Origin of the sequence: Pseudomonas sp. B2021 (assembly GCF_018135665.1) — a bacterium.
Lineage (GTDB): Bacteria > Pseudomonadota > Gammaproteobacteria > Pseudomonadales > Pseudomonadaceae > Aquipseudomonas > Aquipseudomonas lactis.
In genome coordinates, this window is sequence record NZ_SMOF01000001.1 from 5,230,945 (window position 1) to 5,252,422 (window position 21,478).

The 21,478-nt window shown below is 58.3% G+C and carries 17 protein-coding genes and 2 tRNA genes; 1 reads left to right on the top strand and 18 read right to left on the bottom strand.

Going from position 1 to position 21,478, the window contains the following annotated elements; all coding sequences use genetic code 11:
- Positions 1–68 precede the first annotated feature (68 nt).
- The 11 genes from infB to rlmE form a co-directional block, all read right to left on the bottom strand.
- Positions 69–2,585 (bottom strand): translation initiation factor IF-2, encoded by a 2,517-nt coding sequence (infB, locus tag E1K68_RS23560; protein WP_003194185.1) that lies wholly within the window; start codon positions 2,583–2,585, stop codon positions 69–71.
- A 27-nt stretch (positions 2,586–2,612) separates the two neighbouring features.
- Positions 2,613–4,094, bottom strand: coding sequence for a transcription termination factor NusA (gene nusA / locus E1K68_RS23565; RefSeq protein ID WP_003194187.1), 1,482 nt, complete (start codon positions 4,092–4,094; stop codon positions 2,613–2,615).
- Between the two features lie 47 nt (positions 4,095–4,141).
- On the bottom strand, positions 4,142–4,600 hold the full coding sequence (rimP, locus tag E1K68_RS23570) for a ribosome maturation factor RimP (protein ID WP_032897769.1): 459 nt from the start codon (positions 4,598–4,600) through the stop codon (positions 4,142–4,144).
- Between the two features lie 140 nt (positions 4,601–4,740).
- Positions 4,741–4,817: transfer RNA gene (locus tag E1K68_RS23575), tRNA-Met, on the bottom strand.
- A gap of 96 nt (positions 4,818–4,913) precedes the next feature.
- A tRNA-Leu gene (locus E1K68_RS23580) sits at positions 4,914–4,999 on the bottom strand.
- A gap of 22 nt (positions 5,000–5,021) precedes the next feature.
- Entirely contained in the window at positions 5,022–5,405 is a 384-nt protein-coding gene (gene secG / locus E1K68_RS23585; RefSeq protein ID WP_003194191.1) for a preprotein translocase subunit SecG, read from the bottom strand.
- A 4-nt stretch (positions 5,406–5,409) separates the two neighbouring features.
- The gene (gene tpiA, locus E1K68_RS23590) at positions 5,410–6,165 is read right to left on the bottom strand and encodes a triose-phosphate isomerase (RefSeq protein WP_003194193.1); all 756 of its coding nucleotides are present in this window, start codon (positions 6,163–6,165) and stop codon (positions 5,410–5,412) included.
- Between the two features lie 66 nt (positions 6,166–6,231).
- The gene (gene glmM, locus E1K68_RS23595; RefSeq protein ID WP_212614725.1) at positions 6,232–7,569 is read right to left on the bottom strand and encodes a phosphoglucosamine mutase; all 1,338 of its coding nucleotides are present in this window, start codon (positions 7,567–7,569) and stop codon (positions 6,232–6,234) included.
- 16 nt (positions 7,570–7,585) lie between these two features.
- Complete coding sequence (gene folP, locus E1K68_RS23600) at positions 7,586–8,437, bottom strand: dihydropteroate synthase (RefSeq protein ID WP_003194197.1); 852 nt, start codon at positions 8,435–8,437, stop codon at positions 7,586–7,588.
- 8 nt (positions 8,438–8,445) lie between these two features.
- Positions 8,446–10,356, bottom strand: a complete 1,911-nt coding sequence (gene ftsH / locus E1K68_RS23605; RefSeq protein ID WP_212614726.1) for an ATP-dependent zinc metalloprotease FtsH — start codon at positions 10,354–10,356, stop codon at positions 8,446–8,448.
- Between the two features lie 200 nt (positions 10,357–10,556).
- The gene (gene rlmE, locus E1K68_RS23610; RefSeq protein ID WP_014719954.1) at positions 10,557–11,207 is read right to left on the bottom strand and encodes a 23S rRNA (uridine(2552)-2'-O)-methyltransferase RlmE; all 651 of its coding nucleotides are present in this window, start codon (positions 11,205–11,207) and stop codon (positions 10,557–10,559) included.
- A 107-nt stretch (positions 11,208–11,314) separates the two neighbouring features.
- Between rlmE and E1K68_RS23615 the strand changes: the two genes are divergently transcribed.
- A complete protein-coding gene (locus tag E1K68_RS23615; RefSeq protein ID WP_003176146.1) occupies positions 11,315–11,623 on the top strand; it encodes a YhbY family RNA-binding protein in 309 nt (102 codons plus the stop codon).
- A 9-nt stretch (positions 11,624–11,632) separates the two neighbouring features.
- Here the strand turns inward: E1K68_RS23615 and E1K68_RS23620 are convergent, their stop codons facing one another.
- The 7 genes from E1K68_RS23620 to dnaK all read right to left on the bottom strand — a co-directional run bounded on the left by E1K68_RS23620 (position 11,633) and on the right by dnaK (position 21,443).
- Complete coding sequence (locus E1K68_RS23620) at positions 11,633–12,037, bottom strand: MFS transporter (protein ID WP_094774605.1); 405 nt, start codon at positions 12,035–12,037, stop codon at positions 11,633–11,635.
- Positions 12,038–12,065: 28 nt separating this feature from the next.
- Positions 12,066–12,542, bottom strand: coding sequence for a transcription elongation factor GreA (greA, locus tag E1K68_RS23625; RefSeq protein WP_003194203.1), 477 nt, complete (start codon positions 12,540–12,542; stop codon positions 12,066–12,068).
- Complete coding sequence (gene carB, locus E1K68_RS23630) at positions 12,539–15,760, bottom strand: carbamoyl-phosphate synthase large subunit (RefSeq protein WP_003194205.1); 3,222 nt, start codon at positions 15,758–15,760, stop codon at positions 12,539–12,541. Before carB ends, greA begins: the two co-directional genes overlap by 4 nt.
- Positions 15,761–15,865: 105 nt before the next feature.
- Entirely contained in the window at positions 15,866–17,002 is a 1,137-nt protein-coding gene (gene carA / locus E1K68_RS23635; protein ID WP_003194208.1) for a glutamine-hydrolyzing carbamoyl-phosphate synthase small subunit, read from the bottom strand.
- 259 nt (positions 17,003–17,261) lie between these two features.
- Positions 17,262–18,068 (bottom strand): 4-hydroxy-tetrahydrodipicolinate reductase, encoded by an 807-nt coding sequence (dapB, locus tag E1K68_RS23640; RefSeq protein WP_169900229.1) that lies wholly within the window; start codon positions 18,066–18,068, stop codon positions 17,262–17,264.
- Between the two features lie 10 nt (positions 18,069–18,078).
- The gene (gene dnaJ / locus E1K68_RS23645) at positions 18,079–19,203 is read right to left on the bottom strand and encodes a molecular chaperone DnaJ (protein ID WP_014719958.1); all 1,125 of its coding nucleotides are present in this window, start codon (positions 19,201–19,203) and stop codon (positions 18,079–18,081) included.
- Between the two features lie 317 nt (positions 19,204–19,520).
- On the bottom strand, positions 19,521–21,443 hold the full coding sequence (dnaK, locus tag E1K68_RS23650; RefSeq protein ID WP_003194213.1) for a molecular chaperone DnaK: 1,923 nt from the start codon (positions 21,441–21,443) through the stop codon (positions 19,521–19,523).
- Positions 21,444–21,478 lie beyond the last annotated feature (35 nt).

Sequence of the window (21,478 nt, forward strand, 5' to 3'; positions counted from 1 at the left end):
TTTAGAGTCCTGACGCTGCGCGGGGCATCTGCATGCCCACACGCTGCGCGGCTCCTGAAGTGCGCGAGTTAGAGGCTGCGAGCAACCTGAACCTTCTCGAAGACTTCGATCTTGTCGCCAACCTTGACGTCGTTGTAGCTCTTGACGCCGATACCGCATTCCATGCCGGCACGTACTTCGGCAGCGTCATCCTTGAAGCGGCGCAGGGATTCCAGCTCGCCTTCGAAGATAACGATGTCTTCACGCAGTACACGGATTGGACGGTTACGGTACACAGTGCCTTCAACCACCATACAGCCGGCGATCGCACCGAATTTCGGCGAGCGGAACACGTCACGCACCTCGGCGATACCCAGGATGTTCTCCCGGACGTCGCTGCCAAGCATGCCGGTAAGGGCTTTCTTGACGTCTTCGATGATGTCGTAGATGACGTTGTAGTAACGCATGTCCAGGCCTTCCTGCTCGACGATCTTGCGAGCGCCAGCATCGGCACGCACGTTGAAGCCGAACAGTACAGCGTTGGAGGCCAGTGCCAGGTTGGCGTCGGATTCGGTGATACCACCGACACCGCCACCGACAACACGCACTTGCACTTCGTCGTTACCCAGGCCGTTCAAGGCGCCGTTCAACGCTTCGAGGGAACCACGAACGTCAGATTTGAGGACGATGTTAAGCGTCTTCTTCTCTTCCTGGCCCATGTTCTCGAAGATGTTTTCCAGCTTGCCGGCGTGAGCACGGGCCAGCTTGACCTCGCGGAACTTGCCTTGACGGAACAGAGCCACTTCACGGGCTTTCTTCTCGTCGGCCACTACGCTCATCTCGTCGCCAGCGTCCGGCGTACCGTCCAGGCCGAGAATCTCGACTGGGATAGCAGGACCTGCTTCCTTGATTGGCTTGCCGTTCTCGTCGAGCATGGCACGTACACGGCCGTAGTTCGAACCGACCAGCACCATGTCGCCTTGGCGCAGGGTACCGTCTTGGACCAGCACGGTGGCAACCGGGCCACGGCCCTTGTCGAGACGGGACTCAACCACGACGCCACGGCCAGGAGCCGATGGAGTAGCGGTCAGTTCCAGGACTTCGGCTTGCAACAGCACCGCTTCGAGCAGTTCGTCAACGCCGGTACCCATTTTCGCCGAGACTGATACGAATGGCGTCTCGCCACCCCATTCCTCGGACGTCACGCCGTGAACCGACAGTTCGCTACGGATGCGATCGAGATCGGCGCCCGGCTTGTCGATTTTGTTCACGGCAACGACCAGAGGAACACCGGCAGCCTTGGCGTGCTGGACAGCTTCAATGGTCTGCGGCATTACGCCGTCGTCCGCTGCAACCACCAGGATCACGATGTCAGTCGCCTTGGCACCACGGGCACGCATTGCGGTAAACGCGGCGTGACCTGGGGTGTCGAGGAAAGTGACCATGCCGCGTTCGGTTTCAACGTGGTATGCACCGATGTGCTGGGTAATACCACCGGCTTCGCCTGCGGCAACCTTGGCACGACGGATGTAGTCGAGCAGGGAAGTCTTACCGTGGTCAACGTGGCCCATTACGGTCACAACCGGCGCACGGGAAACCGCTTCACCTTCAAACTTCAGGGACTCGGCCAGGGAATCTTCCAGGGCGGTGTCGCTGACCAGGGTCACTTTGTGGCCCAGCTCTTCAGCAACCAACTGGGCAGTTTCCTGGTCCAGAACCTGGTTGATGGTGGCTGGAGTGCCCAGCTTGAACATGAACTTGATGATTTCAGCAGCCTTGACCGACATCTGCTGGGCCAGATCGCCCACAGTGATGGTCTCGCCGATCTTCACTTCACGCACGACAGGGCCGGTTGGGCTCTGGAAACCGTGGGCGTTGCGCTTCTTCAGCTTGGCCTTGCCGCGACCACCACGACGGAAGCCATCGCTTTCTTCGTCGGTGGTACGTGGGGCAACGCGTGGCGCAGGCGCTTTCTCTTTGACCGAGGCGCGGTGCGGAGCGTTTTTACGCTCGCCATCGCCACCACCACCGCGACGATTGTTATCGTCAGCACGTGGTTTGTCCGGACGACGAGGCTCGTCGCGCTTGCGGGCATCTGCTGCAGGAGCAGGTGCAGCGGCAGCCGGGGCAGCCTCACGCACAGCTTCAACAGGGGCGGCGACCGCGTCAGTGGCAGCAGGTTGCGCAGCAGCAGGCTGGCGACGCGCTTCTTCTTCGGCGCGACGCTTGGCTTCTTCTTCAGCCTTCTGACGTGCAGCGTTTTCTACTGCGCGACGTTCTTCCAGCTCGCGTTTGCGCTCGGCTTCGATTTCTTCCGGGCTGCGCTGTACGAAGACTTTCTTCTTGCGTACTTCAACGCTGATGCTCTTGCTACCTGCAACCCGCAGGGTGCTGGTGGTTTTGCGCTGCAATGTAATCTTGCGCGGTTCTTCCACTTTCGCCTTGTGGCTGCTCTTCAAGTGAGTCAGCAAAGACTGCTTCTCACTATCGCTCACACCTTCATCGGCGGCGGTGTGCGGCAGACCTGCCTCACGCATCTGCTGCAACAGGCGCTCTACCGGTGTTTTGACCTCATCGGCCAGTTGTTTCACCGTGACTTGCGTCATGCACTTCTCTCCTCAGGCCGCGCCTAATTACTCGAACCAATGGGCTCGGGCGGCCATGATCAACTTGCCGGCACGATCTTCGTCAATGCCGTCGATGTCGAGCAGATCGTCAATAGACTGCTCGGCCAGGTCTTCGCGGGTAATTACGCCGCGCACCGCCAGTTCCATCGCCAAATCCTTGTCCATACCCTCAAGCGAGAGCAGGTCTTCGGCCGGATGGGCGTCTGCCAGCTTTTCCTCAGTAGCGATGGCTTTAGTCAACAAACGATCCTTGGCCCGAGCGCGGAGCTCGTTGACGATATCCTCGTCAAAGCCGTCGATGTTGAGCATTTCTTCCAACGGTACGTAGGCAATCTCTTCCAGGCTGGTGAAGCCTTCATCTACCAGCACCTGTGCCAGTTCTTCATCGACTTCCAACTCTTCGATGAAGTTGCGCAGGATGTCACCGGTTTCAGCTTGCTGCTTAGCCTGGATGTCCGATTCGGTCATCACGTTCAGGGTCCAACCGGTCAGTTGGCTGGCCAGACGCACGTTCTGACCACCACGACCAATGGCCTGAGCCAGATTGTCTGCGCCAACGGCGATGTCCATTGCATGGGCATCTTCGTCAACGATAATTGCCGCCACTTCAGCTGGCGACATGGCGTTGATCACGAACTGCGCCGGGTTATCGTCCCACAGGACGATGTCCACACGCTCACCGCCCAATTCGCCCGACACTGCCTGGACGCGCGAACCGCGCATACCGATGCAAGCGCCTTGCGGGTCGATGCGTTTGTCTTTGGAGCGGACCGCGATCTTGGCACGCGAACCCGGGTCACGGGACGCAGCCATCACTTCGATCAGGCCTTCGGCGATTTCCGGCACTTCGATACGGAACAGCTCGATCAGCATTTCCGGCGCGGTACGCGACAGGATCAACTGCGGGCCGCGGTTCTCGGTGCGGATTTCCTTGAGCAGCGCACGCAAGCGCACGCCGACACGGAAGGTTTCGCGAGAGATGATGTCTTCGCGGGCCAGCAACGCTTCGGCGTTGTTGCCCAGGTCGACGATCACGTTGTCGCGGGTAACTTTTTTCACGGTGCCGGAGATGATTTCACCCAGGCGTTCGCGATAGGCGTCAACGACTTGAGCGCGCTCGGCTTCGCGAACCTTCTGCACGATGACCTGCTTGGCGGTCTGTGCAGCAATACGGCCGAATTCGATCGACTCGATCTTTTCTTCAACAACATCGCCAACCTGAGCGCCCGGATGCGTTTGCGCAACCTTGCTTGGCCAGGTTTCGATTGCCGGATCATCAAGATCGTCCTCTTCGACCACCGTCCAACGACGGAAAGTCTCATAGGCACCGGTGTGGCGGTTGATTTCCACACGCAGATCTACTTCGTCTTCAAAACGTTTCTTGGTAGCAGTGGCCAGGGCCAGCTCCAACGCTTCAAAAATCACGCTTGCCGGTACACCCTTTTCATTGGATACCGACTCAACAACCAGCAGTACTTCTTTGCTCATCGTACGCCTCGCCTTTCGCAAGCCATTGGATCCGCGGGATCCGCGTCTCAGTCAAAACTGGGAATAATGTTGGCCTTGTCGATCATATCGATCGGCAACAGGAACTCATGGTCTTCTACCTGCACCACGACATCCTGATCTTCTACACTGCGCAGAAGGCCCTGAAAGTTGCGTCGCCCTTCAAAGGGGGAGCGCAGCTTGATCTTCACTTGTTCACCGGCATATTTAGCAAACTGCTCGAGAGTGAACAGTGGGCGTTCCATGCCTGGCGAGGAAACCTCAAGGGTGTATTCAACGGAGATTGGATCTTCAACATCCAGCACACCGCTGATCTGACGGCTGACAATGGCACAATCGTCCACCAGCACGCCGCCCTCTTTATCGATATAAACGCGCAACATTGAGTGGCGACCTTGAGCCGAAAACTCAATACCCCAGCATTCATAGCCTAGGGCCACGACCACCGGGGCCAACAAGGCCTGCAACTCTTCTAGCTTGCTCGACACCTGAACCCCCTCGTGCATGTATGTGCATGCTGTGCAAAATAAAAAAATGGGCGAAACGCCCATCCTTGAAACGCCGTCGAACAGCGGCGTTGAAAGTGTCCAGCTAACAAAAAGCCCCTTAAAAGGGGCTCCGCTAAAACTGGTTGCGGGGGCCGGATTTGAACCGACGACCTTCGGGTTATGAGCCCGACGAGCTACCAGACTGCTCCACCCCGCGACAAAGCTGGGGCGGAAGTATACGACCGATCCCTTGCAGGGTCAATGTAACCTTCCACCTACAAGAAAGCCCGCAACAGCGGGCTCTCCTGATAATTGGTACCGAGAAGGGGACTCGAACCCCTACACCCTATGGGCACAACCACCTCAAGGTTGCGTGTCTACCAATTCCACCACCTCGGCAATACAGCGCTTACAACCCTTCTTACTTCTGCTCTTGAGCTGGAGGTACGTCAGTCGCTGGAGTAGCCGACTTTTGCTCTTGAAGCACCGGGACATCATCAGAAGCCGGTTTTGCTTTTGGAACTTCCAACACTGCTGGGTTTGGCAAACCTACTTGAGTCAGCACATGAGCTTTCTCTTTAGCAAAGTAACCTAACCCTAAGCTGGTTATGAAGAAACCTGCGGCAAGTATAGCAGTAAACTTACTAAGAAAGGTAGAGGAACCTTGGCTTCCGAACACAGTATTTGAAGCACCTGCACCGAAAGACGCACCAGCATCCGCACCTTTACCCTGTTGCAACAAAACCAGAGCAACTACGCTCAGGGCAGCCAACAGATGAAAAACGACTACGACTGTTTCCAGCATTTTTTCAGTTTCCCGCGGCGCGACAGATCGCACCGAACTCATCTGCATTCAGGGAAGCTCCACCAATGAGCCCCCCATCGATATCCGGCATGCCGAACAGTTCGACCGCATTGGCCGCCTTCACGCTGCCGCCGTATAGAAGCCGCACACCTTGTGCGACTTCAGAATTCTCTGCCGCCAACTGCGCGCGGATGGCTGCGTGCACATCCTGCGCCTGTTGCGGTGTAGCAGTCAGCCCGGTGCCAATGGCCCAGACCGGCTCGTAAGCAATAACTGCCTTTGCAAATGCACCAACACCCAGCTCCTCGATGATGCTGCCCAGCTGACGCGAGACAACTTCAAGAGTCTTGCCCGATTCGCGCTGCTCAAGGGTCTCCCCTATGCACAACACCGGAATCAAGCCACAAGCCTGTGCTGCGGCGAATTTGCGGTTGAGTGTCCCATCCCGCTCGCCCATCATCTGGCGACGCTCGGAGTGCCCGACAAGCACATAGGAACAACCCGCATCAACCAGCTGACTCGGCGAAATCTCGCCGGTCAACGCACCTTGCATCGGCTCTACCGCAGAGTTCTGCGCGCCGACCTGAATCGACTTGCCCTTCAAGCCATCAACCACTTGGTTGATATGCAAGCAAGGCGGGAACACCGCGACGTCAACACCGCTAGGCAAGGCCAAGTGACGAAGGCCGTTGATCAGCTCAGCGACACTGGCGCGGGTACCGTGCATCTTCCAGTTACCAGCTACCATAGTGCGACGCATGCTGTACCCCGTCGGTCAAAGTGGGCGCAGATGTTACCCAACCACATCATCACTGGCAAGCCGAATTCAGGCGCAAACTTCAGTTACCAGTTTTGCCAGGTCTTCGGCATGGCCGCGAACCTGTGTTTCGTCCTCGCCTTCGACCATCACACGCACCAGCGGCTCTGTGCCGGACTTGCGCAGCAACACACGCCCGCGCCCCGCCATTGCCTGAGTTACGCGCTCGCAAGCCTCTTTGACAGCAGGGTGTTCGATGGGGTTTTCGCCACCGGAAAAACGCACATTGAGCAGCACTTGCGGGCACTTGCGCAGGGCTTGGCGCGCCTGGGCCAGGCTCTCTTCGCGGCGACGCAGGGCCAACAGCACCTGTAGCGCGGCGATGATCGCGTCACCCGTGGTGGTGTGCTGGAAGCAAACCACGTGCCCGGAGTTCTCGCCGCCGACCAACCAGTTACGCTCCAGCAGCTCGGCGATCACGTAGCGGTCACCGACATTGGCGCGAATAAAGGGAATCCCCAGTTCTGCCAACGCCAATTCCAGCCCGAGATTACTCATCAGGGTGCCGACCACGCCGCCTTGCAGCTTGTTACGCTCATGCAGGTCACGGGCAATGATGAACAACAGGTCATCACCATCCACGATCGTGCCAGTGTGATCCACCATCAGCACGCGGTCGCCATCGCCATCAAAAGCGATGCCCAGGTCCGCATGCTCAGCCAGCACTGCAGCCTGCAGCTGCTCCATGTGGGTGGAACCGCAGTTGTCGTTGATGTTCAAGCCGTTGGGCTGAGCCGACAGCACGGTAACCTGTGCGCCCAGTTCCTTGAAGACGCTCGGCGCCACCTTGTAGGTCGCCCCATGGGCGCAATCGACAACAATCTTCAAGCCTGCAAAATTGGTGCTGCTCGGAACGCTGCTTTTACAGAATTCGATATAGCGGCCTGACGCGTCGTTAATGCGCGACACCTTGCCCAGCTTGCTGGACTCGACCACCGTCATCGGCGCATCCAGCAGCTCTTCGATCATCAACTCGATCTCGTCAGGCAGCTTGGTGCCCTGCCCCGAGAAAAACTTGATGCCATTGTCATCATGAGGATTGTGGGAGGCGCTGATCACAATACCGGCTTCGGCGTGGAAGGTACGCGTCAGGTAAGCGATTGCCGGCGTGGGCATAGGGCCCAACAGCATCACATCGGCCCCAGCGGCGGACAATCCGGCCTCCAGCGCAGACTCAAACATGTAACCCGAAATACGGGTGTCCTTGCCCACCAGGATGCGACACGCGCCCATGCTGCGGAACGCCATGCCTGCCGCCCAACCCAGCTTGAGCATGAAATCAGGGGTGATCGGGAATTCGCCGACCCGACCACGAATGCCGTCGGTGCCAAAATATTTTTTAGTCATAAGTGCTCCATCATTCTTATTCGGCTGATTCTACAGCAGCGAGCATGCGCACCACATCGACCGTTTCGGCGACATCATGCACACGCAAAATACGTGCGCCCTTGGTTACAGCAAGCGCCGCAAGCGCCAGGCCGCCATACAGGCGTTCGCCGACCGGGCGATTCAAGGCGAGCCCTATCATGCTCTTGCGCGAAACGCCGACCAACAGCGGGCGACCAAGGGCGTGCAAGGCTTCCATGTGTTTGAACAGACTTAGATTGTGCTGCAGGGTCTTGGCAAAGCCAAACCCCGGATCGAGGATGATCTGCTCAGGCGCGATACCCACAGCGACACATTGGGCGACCCTATCAGCAAGAAACCCACTGACCTCACCGACCAGATCGTCGTAATGCGGATTGTCTTGCATGTTGCCGGGCTCACCCAGCATATGCATCAGGCAGACAGGCAAGCCGGTTGCAGCGGCCGCATCAAGGGCGCCGTCGCGCTGAAGCGAACGCACATCGTTGATCAACCCCGCTCCGAGCCGCGCGGTTTCGCGCATCACTGCTGGGGTGGAGGTGTCTACCGAGATGATGACATCCAGCTCACGGGCAATGCGCTCAACCACGGGCGCCACCCGCTCCAGCTCCTCCAAAGGAGAAACAACGCGGGCGCCGGGGCGGGTCGACTCCCCTCCCACATCAATCAGCGTCGCACCGGCAGCCACCATCGCCTCGGCGTGGCGCAACGCGGCATCCAGCTGACTGAAGCGGCCACCATCGGAAAAGGAGTCAGGGGTTACATTGAGGATGCCCATGACATGCGTCCGGGCCAAATCAAGAACCCGGTTGCCGCAAGGCAACCGGGTAGAGGACAAAGCAGAAGTCATTTCAAACCTTAGTGATCAGCTGCCGGGCCGCCGATAGGCGTTTCAGGGCGCTCATTCTGCACCACAGGCGGAGTGCCCGAAGTACCCGAACCACCTTCCCAGTCGCGCGGCTCACGCGGCGTACGGCCCGCCATGATGTCGTCGATCTGGTCGGCATCGATGGTTTCGTACTTCATCAACGCATCAGCCATGGCGTCCAGCTTGTCACGGTTGTCAGTCAAAATCTGCTTGGCCGTGCCATAGCACTGGTCAATGATGCTGCGAACTTCGGAGTCGATCAGCTTGGCTGTCTCACCCGAGAAGCTGGCGCTTTGCCCACCGCCGCCACGCCCCAGGAACACTTCGCCTTCCTCTTCGGCGTACATCAATGGGCCGAGTTTTTCCGACAAGCCCCACTTGGTCACCATGTTTCGTGCGATCTGGCTGGCACGCATGATGTCATTGGAGGCACCAGTGGTCACACCGTCGAAGCCAAGGGTCATTTCCTCAGCAATACGACCGCCATACAGCGAGCAGATCTGACTGATCAGCGCACGCTTGGAGAGGCTGTAGCGATCCTCTTCCGGCAGGAACATGGTCACACCGAGTGCCCGGCCACGAGGAATGATCGACACTTTATAGACAGGGTCATGCTCAGGCACAACGCGACCTACAATGGCGTGACCTGCCTCGTGATAAGCGGTGTTCTGCTTCTCTTTCTCGGACATGACCATGGATTTGCGCTCGGCGCCCATCATGATCTTGTCTTTCGCCAATTCGAACTCTTTCATCTCAACGATGCGCTTGCCAGTACGGGCAGCGAACAGCGAAGCCTCGTTTACCAGGTTCGCCAGATCAGCACCGGAGAAACCGGGAGTACCACGGGCGATCACAGCCGGAGCCACGTCGTCACCCATTGGCACCTTGCGCATGTGTACTTTCAGGATCTGCTCACGACCACGAATGTCCGGCAGGCCGACCACAACCTGACGGTCGAAACGGCCCGGACGCAGCAACGCAGGGTCGAGAACGTCGGGACGGTTGGTTGCGGCGATGACGATAATGCCGTCATTCATCTCGAAACCATCCATCTCTACCAGCAACTGGTTGAGGGTCTGCTCACGCTCATCGTGACCACCCCCCATGCCCGCGCCACGATGGCGACCAACGGCATCGATTTCGTCGATGAAGATGATGCATGGCGCGTGCTTCTTGGCCTGCTCGAACATATCGCGAACACGGCTGGCGCCGACGCCGACAAACATCTCGACGAAGTCAGAACCGGAAATCGTGAAGAAAGGCACCTTGGCTTCGCCGGCAATCGCCTTGGCCAGCAAGGTTTTACCGGTACCCGGAGGCCCCACCATCAGCACACCGCGAGGAATACGGCCACCCAGGCGCTGGAACTTGCCCGGATCACGCAGGAACTCGACCAACTCACCGACTTCTTCCTTGGCTTCGTCGCAACCTGCGACGTCAGCCAGGGTGGTCTTCACCTGGTCTTCGGAGAGCAGGCGCGCCTTGCTTTTGCCGAAGCTCATCGGCCCGCCCTTGCCTCCCGCACCGCCTTGCATCTGGCGCATGAAGAACATGAACACGGCGATAATCACCAGGATCGGGAAGCTGGCCACCAGGAGCTGGGTCCAGATGCTTTGCTGTTCAGGCTGCTTGCCTTCCACAACGACCTTGTTATCCACCAGGTCACCGATGAGACCGTTGTCCTGAATGGCAGGACGAATGGTCTTGAAGCTGTCGCCATCGTTGCGCTTACCGGTAATCACGTAGCCATCAACCGCTACGCGCTCGACCTTGCCATCCTTAACTTGCTGGATGAAGTCGGAATAGTTGAGGGTCTGCGGCTCGTTAGGGCTGGAGAAGTTGTTCATCACCGTCACCAGGACAGCCGCGATGATCAACCACAGGATCAGATTCTTTGCCATATCGTTCAATTAACTACCCTCTGAAGCAAGCTCCGCTACTGGCGCGCGCTTCGCATGATATTCACCGGCCTAACTTACTACATTACCTACAACTCTGGCAGGCGCCGTCTGTAACCCTTTGTGAAACTTTGACTACGCAATATTCGTAAAGCTTCGTGACGAAAGCGATATAAAAAAACCTATCGCCCTCCTCGAATTTCTCAAAAACGCTCTTCGCTCGCAGCGCCTTCGACACCGCGGAAGCCACGGCACAGCAGATACTGCTCCCTGGACCGGTCACGGGATGAGTCCGGCTTGCGTGTCTGTACCTTGTCGAACAACTTGCGAATGTTCTTGTGGTACTCGTCGAAACCTTCGCCCTGGAAGACCTTCACCAGGAAATCGCCACCCGGACGCAACACCCGACCTGCCAGATCCAGCGCCAGTTCACACAGGAACATGGCACGCGGCATATCAACAGCCGGTAATCCACTCATATTGGGGGCCATGTCGGAAATCACAAGGTCTACCTGCGAATTTCCCACAGCCTCCAGGATCTCGGCCAATACCTTGTCCTCGGTGAAATCGCCGTGAACAAAGGTCACGTCCGGGATGCTATCCATCTCGAGGATGTCCGAAGCGATCAATCGACCTTGCCCACCAATCAGACGACTGGTCACCTGGGACCAGCCACCGGGGGCCGCGCCGAGATCGATAACGCTCATGCCTGGACGGATCAGTTTGTCCTTGTCCTGGATCTCCAGCAGCTTGTAGCTGGCACGGGAACGATAGCCGTCCTTTTGCGCCTTTTTGACGTAAGGATCATTGAAATGTTCTTGTAGCCACTTAAGGCTGGTTTTGGAACGGGCCACGGGCCACCTCGAAAAAATAAAACGGGTCGTGATTAACTGGGCGGTCCCGGACTCGCTCGGGTAAACTGGCCGCCGCTTTTTACAAGATCAGACGCAGGGGTCAGATTATGCCGCTCACTCAAGAGCAGAAGAAACAGTACAAATCCATTGGCCACCATCTGAAACCAGTTCTGATTGTGGCAGACAACGGTTTGACTGAGGGTGTGCTAGCCGAATTCGAGCGCGCACTGAACGATCACGAACTGATCAAGATCAAGGTCAACATCCTTGATCGCGAAGCGCGCCTGGCCGCCGTTGCAGAACTGTGCAAGGTCGGCAAAGCGGACCTGGTTCAGGTCATCGGCAAGATGGCGCTGCTGTATCGCAAGAACTTCAGCGTCAACAAGCAACTGTCGAACGTTCATCGCTTCAAATGATGAAAAGGGTCAAGGGCGTGCTTCGCGCGCCCCGCCACTCCATCCCGGCGCAGGCTGCATAACCAGCACCAGGCCAGAGAACCCTAGCACAAGATAGCTGAATAACTGCCAGCGCAACGCTTGCGGCAGCCACACATGCACCACGCAAAACATCGCGCATGCATACAGCGCCATCAACAGCAGTTGCCCGCGAATATCCCGCCACAAACTCTTCAGGCCTTCAGCCTTGACCAGCACCAACACCTGAAGCAGCACGCACGTCGCCGCAAAACCCACCAGCAGCGCACTCAGCAATCCGTCGATCTCATCGATCAGCAGCGGCGCCAAGCCAATCAGGCCCAACGCCGGCAATACACCAATATGTAACAGCCATAGGCCGCCCACCCAAAGCATCTGAGCGAGCTGCCAAAGCATGGCGCCCGCACGCAGCGGGCGCCGTCTTTCAGATGTGACGAACTTCGACAATCTCGTACTCGATCACGCCACCCGGCGTCTTGACGGCCACCACATCACCCTCTTCCTTGGCAATCAAGGCGCGGGCCAGCGGCGAACCAACAGAGATCTTGCCGAGTTTGAAGTCAGCTTCATCTTCACCCACGATGTGATAGACAACGCGCTCATCAGTCTCGACGTTGGCGATCTCTACAGTGGTGCCGAAAATCACTTTACCGGTATGAGGGATGGAGGTGACATCAATGATGACCTGATTCTGAATCCGGCCTTCGATGTCACGAATCCGCGCCTCGACCATCCCCTGCTGCTCGCGAGCAGCGTGGTATTCAGCGTTTTCCTTCAAGTCACCCAGCTCGCGGGCCGTACCGATGTCCTGACTCAGCTTCGGACGTACGACCTTGGTCAGATGGGCGTGTTCCTCTTCCAGGGCCTTGGCGCCCTGGACGGTCATTGGGTATTTGATCATGCCTTCAATCCTGCGTGTAGATCCTGCAAGCGACGCACGGTCTTTTCCGGACCGAACTTGAGCGCTTCACAGATAGCTTCGCCAGCAGCAATGGTAGTGGTGCAGTAAATCTTGTGCTGCAAGGCATTACGACGAATGGAATAGGAGTCCGCGATCGACTGACGACCTTCGGTGGTGTTGATGATCAGGGTGACTTCGTCATTCTTGATCATGTCGACCACATGCGGACGGCCTTCCGTCACCTTGTTTACGCGACGTACTTTCAGGCCGGCAGCTTCGATCAGCTTGGCGGTCCCGGCGGTAGCCACGACTTCAAAGCCCAAGTTGATCAGATCGCGGGCAACCCCTGCAACCAGTGGCTTGTCGTCATCACGCACGCTGATAAACGCAGTACCACCGGTCGGCAGCACTTCGCTGGCGCCCATCTGGGCCTTGGCGAACGCTTCACCGAAGGTATCGCCCACGCCCATCACTTCACCGGTGGACTTCATCTCTGGGCCCAGGATCGGGTCCACGCCAGGGAATTTGGCGAACGGGAACACTGCCTCTTTCACGCTGTAGAAGTTCGGAATGATTTCCTTGGTAAAGCCGATTTCCTTCAGGGTCTTACCGGCCATCACGCGAGCGGCGATCATGGCCAGGGACACACCGATGCACTTGGACACAAACGGTACGGTACGCGAAGCACGCGGGTTGACTTCAATGACGTAGATATCTTCGCCTTGCAGCGCCAACTGTACGTTCATCAGGCCGACAACGCCCAGCTCGAGGGCCATTTTCTTGACCTGTTCGCGCATCTCATCCTGGATGTGCGCCGGCAGCGAGTACGGCGGCAGCGAGCACGCGGAGTCACCGGAGTGAACGCCGGCTTGCTCGATGTGCTGCATGATCGCGCCGATCACTACGTCGGTGCCGTCGCAGACCGCATCCACGTCCATTTCGATGGCGCAGTTGAGGAAGTGGTCCAGCAGCACCGGGCTGTCGTTGGAGACTTTCACCGCATCACGCAGGTAACGCTTGAGTTCTTCTTCTTCGTAGACGATTTCCATCGCCCGGCCGCCCAGTACGTAGGACGGACGCACCACCAGCGGGTAGCCGATCTTGCTGGCCGCACGAATGGCTTCGTCTTCGCTGCGCACGGTGGCGTTCGGCGGCTGACGCAGGTTCAGGCGCTCAACCATTTGCTGGAAACGCTCACGGTCTTCGGCACGGTCGATAGCATCCGGGCTGGTACCGATGATCGGCACGCCAGCGGCTTCGAGGGCGCGCGCCAATTTCAGCGGGGTCTGGCCGCCGTACTGGACGATCACGCCTTTAGGCTTCTCGACGCGGCAGATTTCCAAGACGTCTTCCAGGGTTACCGGCTCGAAGTACAGGCGGTCGGAAGTGTCGTAGTCAGTGGAAACCGTTTCCGGGTTGCAGTTGACCATGATGGTCTCGTACCCGTCTTCGCGCAGGGCGAGGGCGGCGTGTACGCAGCAATAGTCGAACTCGATGCCCTGGCCGATACGGTTCGGACCGCCACCCAGGATGATGATCTTGTCGCGGCCCGTCGGCGCGGCTTCGCACTCTTCTTCATAAGTTGAGTACATGTAGGCCGTGTCGGTGGCGAATTCTGCGGCGCAGGTGTCAACGCGCTTGTAGACCGGGAAGATATCCAGCTTGTGGCGATGAGTGCGCAGGTTCTTCTCGGTCACACCCAGCAGCTTGGCCAGACGCTGGTCGGAGAAACCTTTGCGCTTGAGGCGGAACATCAAGTCGCGATCGATAGACGACAGACCCAGCGTCTTGACCTTCTCTTCTTCTTTGATCAGATCTTCGATCTGCACCAGGAACCACGGGTCGATCATGTTCATGCCGAAGATATCTTCGACGCTCAGGCCGGCACGGAAGGCGTCAGCCACGTACCAGATACGCTCGGCGCCCGGCACGGTCAGCTCGCGCTTGAGGATGCTCATGCTTTCCGGGTTGCTCAGGTCGAGCTTTTCGTCCAGGCCGCAAACGCCGACTTCCAGACCGCGCAGCGCTTTCTGCAGGGATTCCTGGAAAGTACGGCCGATTGCCATGACTTCACCGACCGACTTCATCTGGGTGGTCAGGCGCGCATCAGCCTTGGCGAATTTCTCGAAGGCAAAGCGCGGCAGCTTGGTCACGACGTAGTCGATAGACGGCTCGAAAGACGCCGGCATAGCGCCGCCGGTGATTTCGTTTTGCAGCTCGTCCAGGGTGTAGCCGATAGCCAGCTTGGCAGCGATACGCGCAATCGGGAAGCCAGTCGCTTTCGAGGCCAGCGCCGAAGAACGCGATACACGTGGGTTCATCTCGATCACGACCATGCGGCCGGTGTCCGGGCAGATGCCGAACTGGACGTTGGAGCCGCCGGTTTCAACGCCGATCTCGCGCAGTACCGCCAGGGAGGCGTTACGCAGGATCTGGTATTCCTTGTCGGTCAGGGTCTGTGCTGGCGCCACGGTGATCGAGTCACCGGTGTGCACGCCCATCGGGTCGAAGTTTTCGATGGAGCAGACGATGATGCAGTTGTCCTTCTTATCGCGGACAACCTCCATCTCATATTCTTTCCAGCCGATCAGGGATTCGTCGATCAGCAGCTCTTTGGTCGGCGACAGGTCCAGGCCGCGAGCGCAGATTTCTTCGAACTCTTCACGGTTGTAGGCAATACCGCCACCGGTGCCGCCCATGGTGAAGGACGGGCGGATGATGCACGGGAAGCCCAGGGTCTCGAGGACCGCGTTGGCCTCTTCCATGCTGTGGGCGATACCGGAACGTGGGCACGCCAGGCCGATAGACTTCATGGCCTTGTCGAAACGCGAACGGTCTTCAGCCTTGTCGATGGTGTCGGCATTGGCACCGATCATCTCTACGCCGAACTTTTCCAGGACGCCTTCGCGCTCCAGGTCCAGGGCGCAGTTCAGAGCGGTCTGGCCACCCATGGTTGGCAGCAGCGCGTCCGGACGCTCTTTCTCGATGATCTTGGCAACGGTCTGCCACTTGATCGGCTCGATGTAGGTGGCGTCGGCCATGGCCGGGTCGGTCATGATGGTGGCCGGGTTGGAGTTCACCAGGATGACGCGATAGCCCTCCTCGCGCAGAGCTTTACAGGCCTGGGCGCCGGAGTAGTCGAATTCGCAGGCCTGGCCGATCACGATCGGGCCAGCGCCGAGAATCAGGATGCTTTTTATGTCTGTACGTTTTGGCATGGGTTTGTCACTCAAATCCGCAGGTCAGTCGGCAAGCCGTCTTGAACAATCTTTGAAGAGCCTGCGGGGGCCACCGCAATCCGGGGCCGCCCGCAGGCCACTCAGTCAGCGTCGCTTGGCCATCTCATTGATGAAACGGTCGAACAGCGGCGCTACGTCGTTCGGGCCCGGGCTGGCTTCAGGGTGGCCCTGGAAGCTGAACGCGCTCTTGTCGGTGCGCTCGATGCCTTGCAGGGAACCGTCGAACAGCGACTTGTGAATGGCGCGCACGTTGCTCGGCAGGGAGGCTTCATCCACCGCAAAACCGTGGTTCTGGCTGGTGATCATCACAACGCCGGTGTCCAGGTCTTGTACCGGGTGGTTGGCACCGTGGTGGCCGTGGCCCATTTTCAGGGTCTTGGCGCCGGAGGCCAAAGCCAGCAACTGGTGGCCAAGGCAGATGCCGAACACCGGAATCTCGGTCTCCAGCACATCCTTGATGGCCTGGATAGCGTAGTCGCATGGCTCAGGGTCACCCGGGCCGTTGGACAGGAACACGCCGTCCGGCTGCATCGCGAGCACATCGCTGGCAGGCGTTTGCGCGGGTACCACGGTCACGCGGCAGCCACGCTCGACCAACATGCGCAGGATGTTGTACTTGACGCCGTAGTCATAAGCCACCACGTGGTAAGGCAGATCGGCAGCCTCGATAGTCGCGTGGCTGTCGGTCTTCAGATCCCACACAGTGGAACGCCACTCGTACTTCTCTTTGACGCTGACGACTTTCGCCAGGTCCATGCCCTTCAGGCCAGGGAAACCTTGCGCCGCGGCAATCGCCGCCTCTTCGGAGATATTGTCACCGACCATGATGCAGCCGTTCTGCGAGCCTTTTTCACGCAGGATGCGCGTGAGGCGGCGCGTATCGATACCGGCGATCGCCACAACGTTGTTGGCTTTCAGGTAATCGGACAGCGACATCGTGTTACGCCAGTTGCTCGCAACCAGTGGCAGGTCACGAATCACCAGGCCCGCCGACCAGACACGATCAGACTCGACATCTTCCGGCGTGGTGCCGGTGTTGCCGATGTGCGGATAGGTCAGGGTAACGATCTGTTGGGCGTAGGAAGGATCGGTAAGGATTTCCTGATAGCCGGTCATGGCGGTGTTAAACACCACCTCTCCAACGGTTTGACCGTCGGCTCCAATGGCTTCGCCGCGAAAAATGCTGCCATCAGCAAGGGCGAGTATGGCTGGCTTAGTCAAGAAGACCTCCCGTAAATAAAGCCTGAAAGGGCGATCGCAGGTTGTAAAAAAGCGGAGTGACGTATGGACACGTCACCCCGCTTCTTCACTGAATTATTCTGCGCGCTTTTAGTGGACACACTAAAGCTGTAGCTTACAGAAAAAGGCTTTTTTGGTCCACCGCTAATGAGCCTTAAAGGCAGGGGAATGCGACAGGACGTCGCCTAGCGGGTAAAAACAGGGCCACAGGATAATCCTGAGGCCCCGTTTTAGCTACTGCTTAGTGCAGGTCCAGCACGTCACGCATGTCGTACAGGCCCGGCTCACGCCCTTCCAACCAGAGTGCAGCACGCACTGCGCCCTTGGCGAAGGTCATGCGGCTGGAGGCTTTGTGGGTGATTTCCAGGCGCTCACCTTCGGTGGCAAACAGCACCGTGTGATCACCGACCACATCACCACCGCGCACGGTCGCGAAACCAATGGTGTCACGCGCACGCGCACCGGTATGGCCCTCACGCCCGTACACCGCCACTTTCGACAGATCGCGACCCAGCGCATCGGCAATGGCTTCACCCATGCGCAAGGCCGTGCCCGAAGGCGCGTCGATCTTGTGGCGATGATGGGTCTCGATAATCTCGATATCCGCTTCATCCCCCAGCACACGCGCCGCCAGGTCCAGCAACTTCAGCGACAGGTTCACACCCACGCTGAAATTGGCCGCGAAGACGATCGGAATATCCTTGCCCGCCTCCACCAGCAAGTGCTTCTGCTCGGCACTCAAACCGGTCGTGCCGATCACCATGGCCTTGCCTGCCTTGCGGCAGAAGGCCAGATTTTTCAGCATCACTTCCGGCAGGGTGAAGTCGATCAGCACGTCGAATTCGTCAGCCACCTGCTCAAGGTTGCCAGACAGCGAAACACCGATGCGACCCAATGAGGCCAACTCACCTGCGTCCGCGCCGATCAACGTACTGCCTGGGCGAACAATCGCCGCCGTCAGCCCGGAGGCCGGCGAGCGTTGCTGCACCGCCTCGACCAGCGTCTTGCCCATGCGCCCGGCAGCGCCCATTACGGCTATACGTCGCATATTCAGATCCTTACAGGTCGCCGAAGAAGCGTTTTACACCGTCGAAGAAGCCTGTGGTCTTCGGTGAGTGCGAGTCATCGCCTTCCAGCGAGCTGCGGAACTCTTCCAGCAGTTCACGCTGACGACGATTCAGGTTCACGGGGGTTTCAACCGCCACACGACACATCAGGTCGCCAGCACCGCCACCACGCACGGGCGCAACGCCTTTGCCACGAATGCGGAACTGCTTGCCGGTTTGAGTCCCCTCGGGAATCTTGAGCTTGACCCGACCATCCAGCGTCGGAATCTCCAGCTCGCCACCCAGGGCCGCATCAACAAAGCTGATCGGCACTTCGCAGAACAAGTGCTTGCCGTCACGCTGGAAGATCGAGTGCTCGCGCACATTGATCACCACGTACAGGTCGCCTGTAGGGCCACCCTGGGCACCCGCCTCGCCTTCGCCCGACAGGCGAATACGATCACCGGTATCCACACCCGCAGGCACTTTCACCGACAGCGTCTTGTACTCTTCGACGCGGCCTTCGCCGTGGCAGGAGTCGCACGGATCGGAAATGATCTTGCCCTGGCCATGGCAACGCGGGCAGGTTTGCTGCACCGAGAAGAAGCCCTGTTGCATGCGCACCTGCCCAATACCGCCGCAGGTCGGGCACGTGATCGGCGAGGAGCCTTTCTTCGCACCCGAGCCGTCGCACGGCTTGCAGTTGACCAGCGTCGGCACACGGATATTGACACTGGTGCCGCGCACGGCTTCTTCCAGGTTCAGTTCCAGGGTGTAACGCAGGTCGCTGCCGCGCTGAGGGCCGCCACGCTGACCGCCACGGCCACCGCCGAAGAAGTCGCTGAATACGTCGCCGAAAATATCGGAGAAGTTCTGACCACCAAAACCGGCACCGCCGCCGCCCATGCTTGGGTCGACACCGGCATGGCCATACTGGTCGTAGGCTGCACGCTTATTGGGATCACACAGGCATTCGTAGGCCTCGTTGGCCTCTTTGAACATCTCTTCGGATTCTTTGTTATCCGGATTACGGTCCGGGTGGTGCTTCATCGCCAGGCGACGGTAGGCCTTTTTCAGCTCCGCCTCGCTGGCGCCACGCTCCACACCCAATACTTCGTAATAGTCACGCTTTGCCATAAGTCTTTGCACTCTTAAGGACGTTCGACCTGGCCCTCCTGAACCCTGCCAAACTCGTTGAGCCCCAATACAGGCCCGGACCCAACTCACGTCAATTCAACGATCCTGGTCATTACTGCTTTCAGCCAGGGACCCGGCCAAAAACGCGGTGACTGTCATTCGGAAAGCAGGAGCATTCCCGTTCACACCGCCAGCATCCGAGCGTTGTCGCATGCTGTAAAAATTCGCATACCCCAGACACGCCAACGCGGGAGCAAGCTCCCGCGCGGCGACATCCTACCAGTCACCGCTTGTGTGCGGTCAACCGGGCGACCAAGTTACTTCTTCTGGTCGTCTTTAACTTCTTCGAACTCGGCATCGACAACGTCGTCATGCTTGGCTTCAGGCTCTGCTTGTTGCGCAGCGCCGTCAGCCGGCTGGCCTTGTTCGGCGTACATTTTCTGAGCAACTGGCGCGGAGACTTTCGACAGTTCCTCAACCTTGGCTTCGATGGCAGCCTTGTCGTCGCCTTTGATGGCGGCTTCCAGGGCAACCACTGCCGCTTCGATTGCGGTTTTCTCTTCGTCGGTCACTTTGTCGCCAGCATCAGCGATCATTTTGCGCGTCGAGTGAACCAGCGCGTCACCCTGGTTACGAGCGCCCGCCAACTCTTCGAACTTCTTGTCCGCTTCAGCATTGGTTTCAGCATCACGGATCATCTGTTGAATTTCTTCATCAGACAGGCCGGAGTTGGCCTTGATGGTGATCTTCTGCTCTTTGCCGGTGGCCTTGTCTTTCGCGCCGACGTGCAGGATGCCGTTGGCGTCGATGTCGAAGGTCACTTCGATTTGTGGCACGCCACGTGGTGCTGGTGGAATCTCAGCCAGGTCGAACTTGCCCAGGGACTTGTTCTGCGCAGCTTGCTTACGCTCGCCCTGCAGCACGTGGATAGTCACGGCGCCCTGGTTGTCATCGGCAGTCGAGAACACCTGGGATTTCTTGGTAGGAATCGTGGTGTTTTTCTCGATCAGCGCAGTCATCACGCCACCCATGGTTTCGATACCCAGGGTCAGCGGGCTTACGTCCAGCAGCAACACGTCTTTCACGTCACCGGCCAGTACGGCACCCTGGATGGCAGCACCCATGGCAACGGCTTCGTCCGGGTTCACGTCTTTACGAGCTTCTTTGCCGAAGAACTCGGTGACCAGCTTCTGAACCAGTGGCATACGGGTCTGACCGCCCACCAGGATCACGTCGTTGATAGAGCCAACGTCGATACCGGAGTCTTTCAGCGCGATACGGCAAGGTTCGATGGTGCGCTGAACCAGGTCTTCAACCAGTGCTTCGAGCTTGGAACGCGAGATTTTCACGTTCAAGTGCTTAGGACCGGTAGCGTCTGCAGTGATGTACGGCAGGTTCACGTCGGTCGACTGAGCGGAAGACAGCTCGATCTTGGCTTTTTCAGCGGCTTCTTTCAGGCGCTGCATGGCCAGCGGGTCACCTTTGAGGTTCATGCCGCTTTCTTTCTTGAATTCGTCAACGAGGTAGTCGATCAGACGAATGTCAAAGTCTTCACCACCCAGGAAGGTGTCACCGTTGGTGGCCAACACTTCAAACTGGTGCTCGCCGTCAACTTCTGCGATCTCGATCACGGAGACGTCGAATGTACCGCCACCCAGGTCGTAAACGATCACGGTGTGATCGCCCTTGGCCTTGTCCATACCGTAAGCCAGAGCAGCTGCGGTTGGTTCGTTGATGATACGTTTTACATCCAGGCCCGCGATGCGGCCGGCGTCTTTGGTGGCCTGACGCTGGCTGTCGTTGAAGTAGGCAGGAACGGTGATCACCGCTTCAGTCACTGCTTCACCGAGGTAGTCTTCGGCGGTCTTCTTCATCTTTTTCAAGATTTCAGCCGAGATTTGTGGCGGCGACATCTTCTGGCCGTTCACTTCAACCCAGGCGTCACCGTTGTCGGCCTTGGCGATTTTGTAAGGCACCATCTTGATGTCTTTCTGTACGACTTCTTCGTCGAACTTACGACCGATCAGACGCTTTACCGCGTACAGGGTGTTGTGCGGGTTGGTCACTGCCTGACGCTTGGCCGATTGGCCGACGAGGATTTCACCGTCGTTGGCGTAAGCGATGATCGACGGGGTGGTACGTGCGCCTTCGGCGTTTTCAATAACTTTTGCAACGCCGTTTTCCAGCACGGAGACGCAGGAGTTGGTAGTCCCCAGGTCGATACCGATAATTTTGCCCATGATTTACTCTCCCGAAACTTGAATTTGGTTGCCGC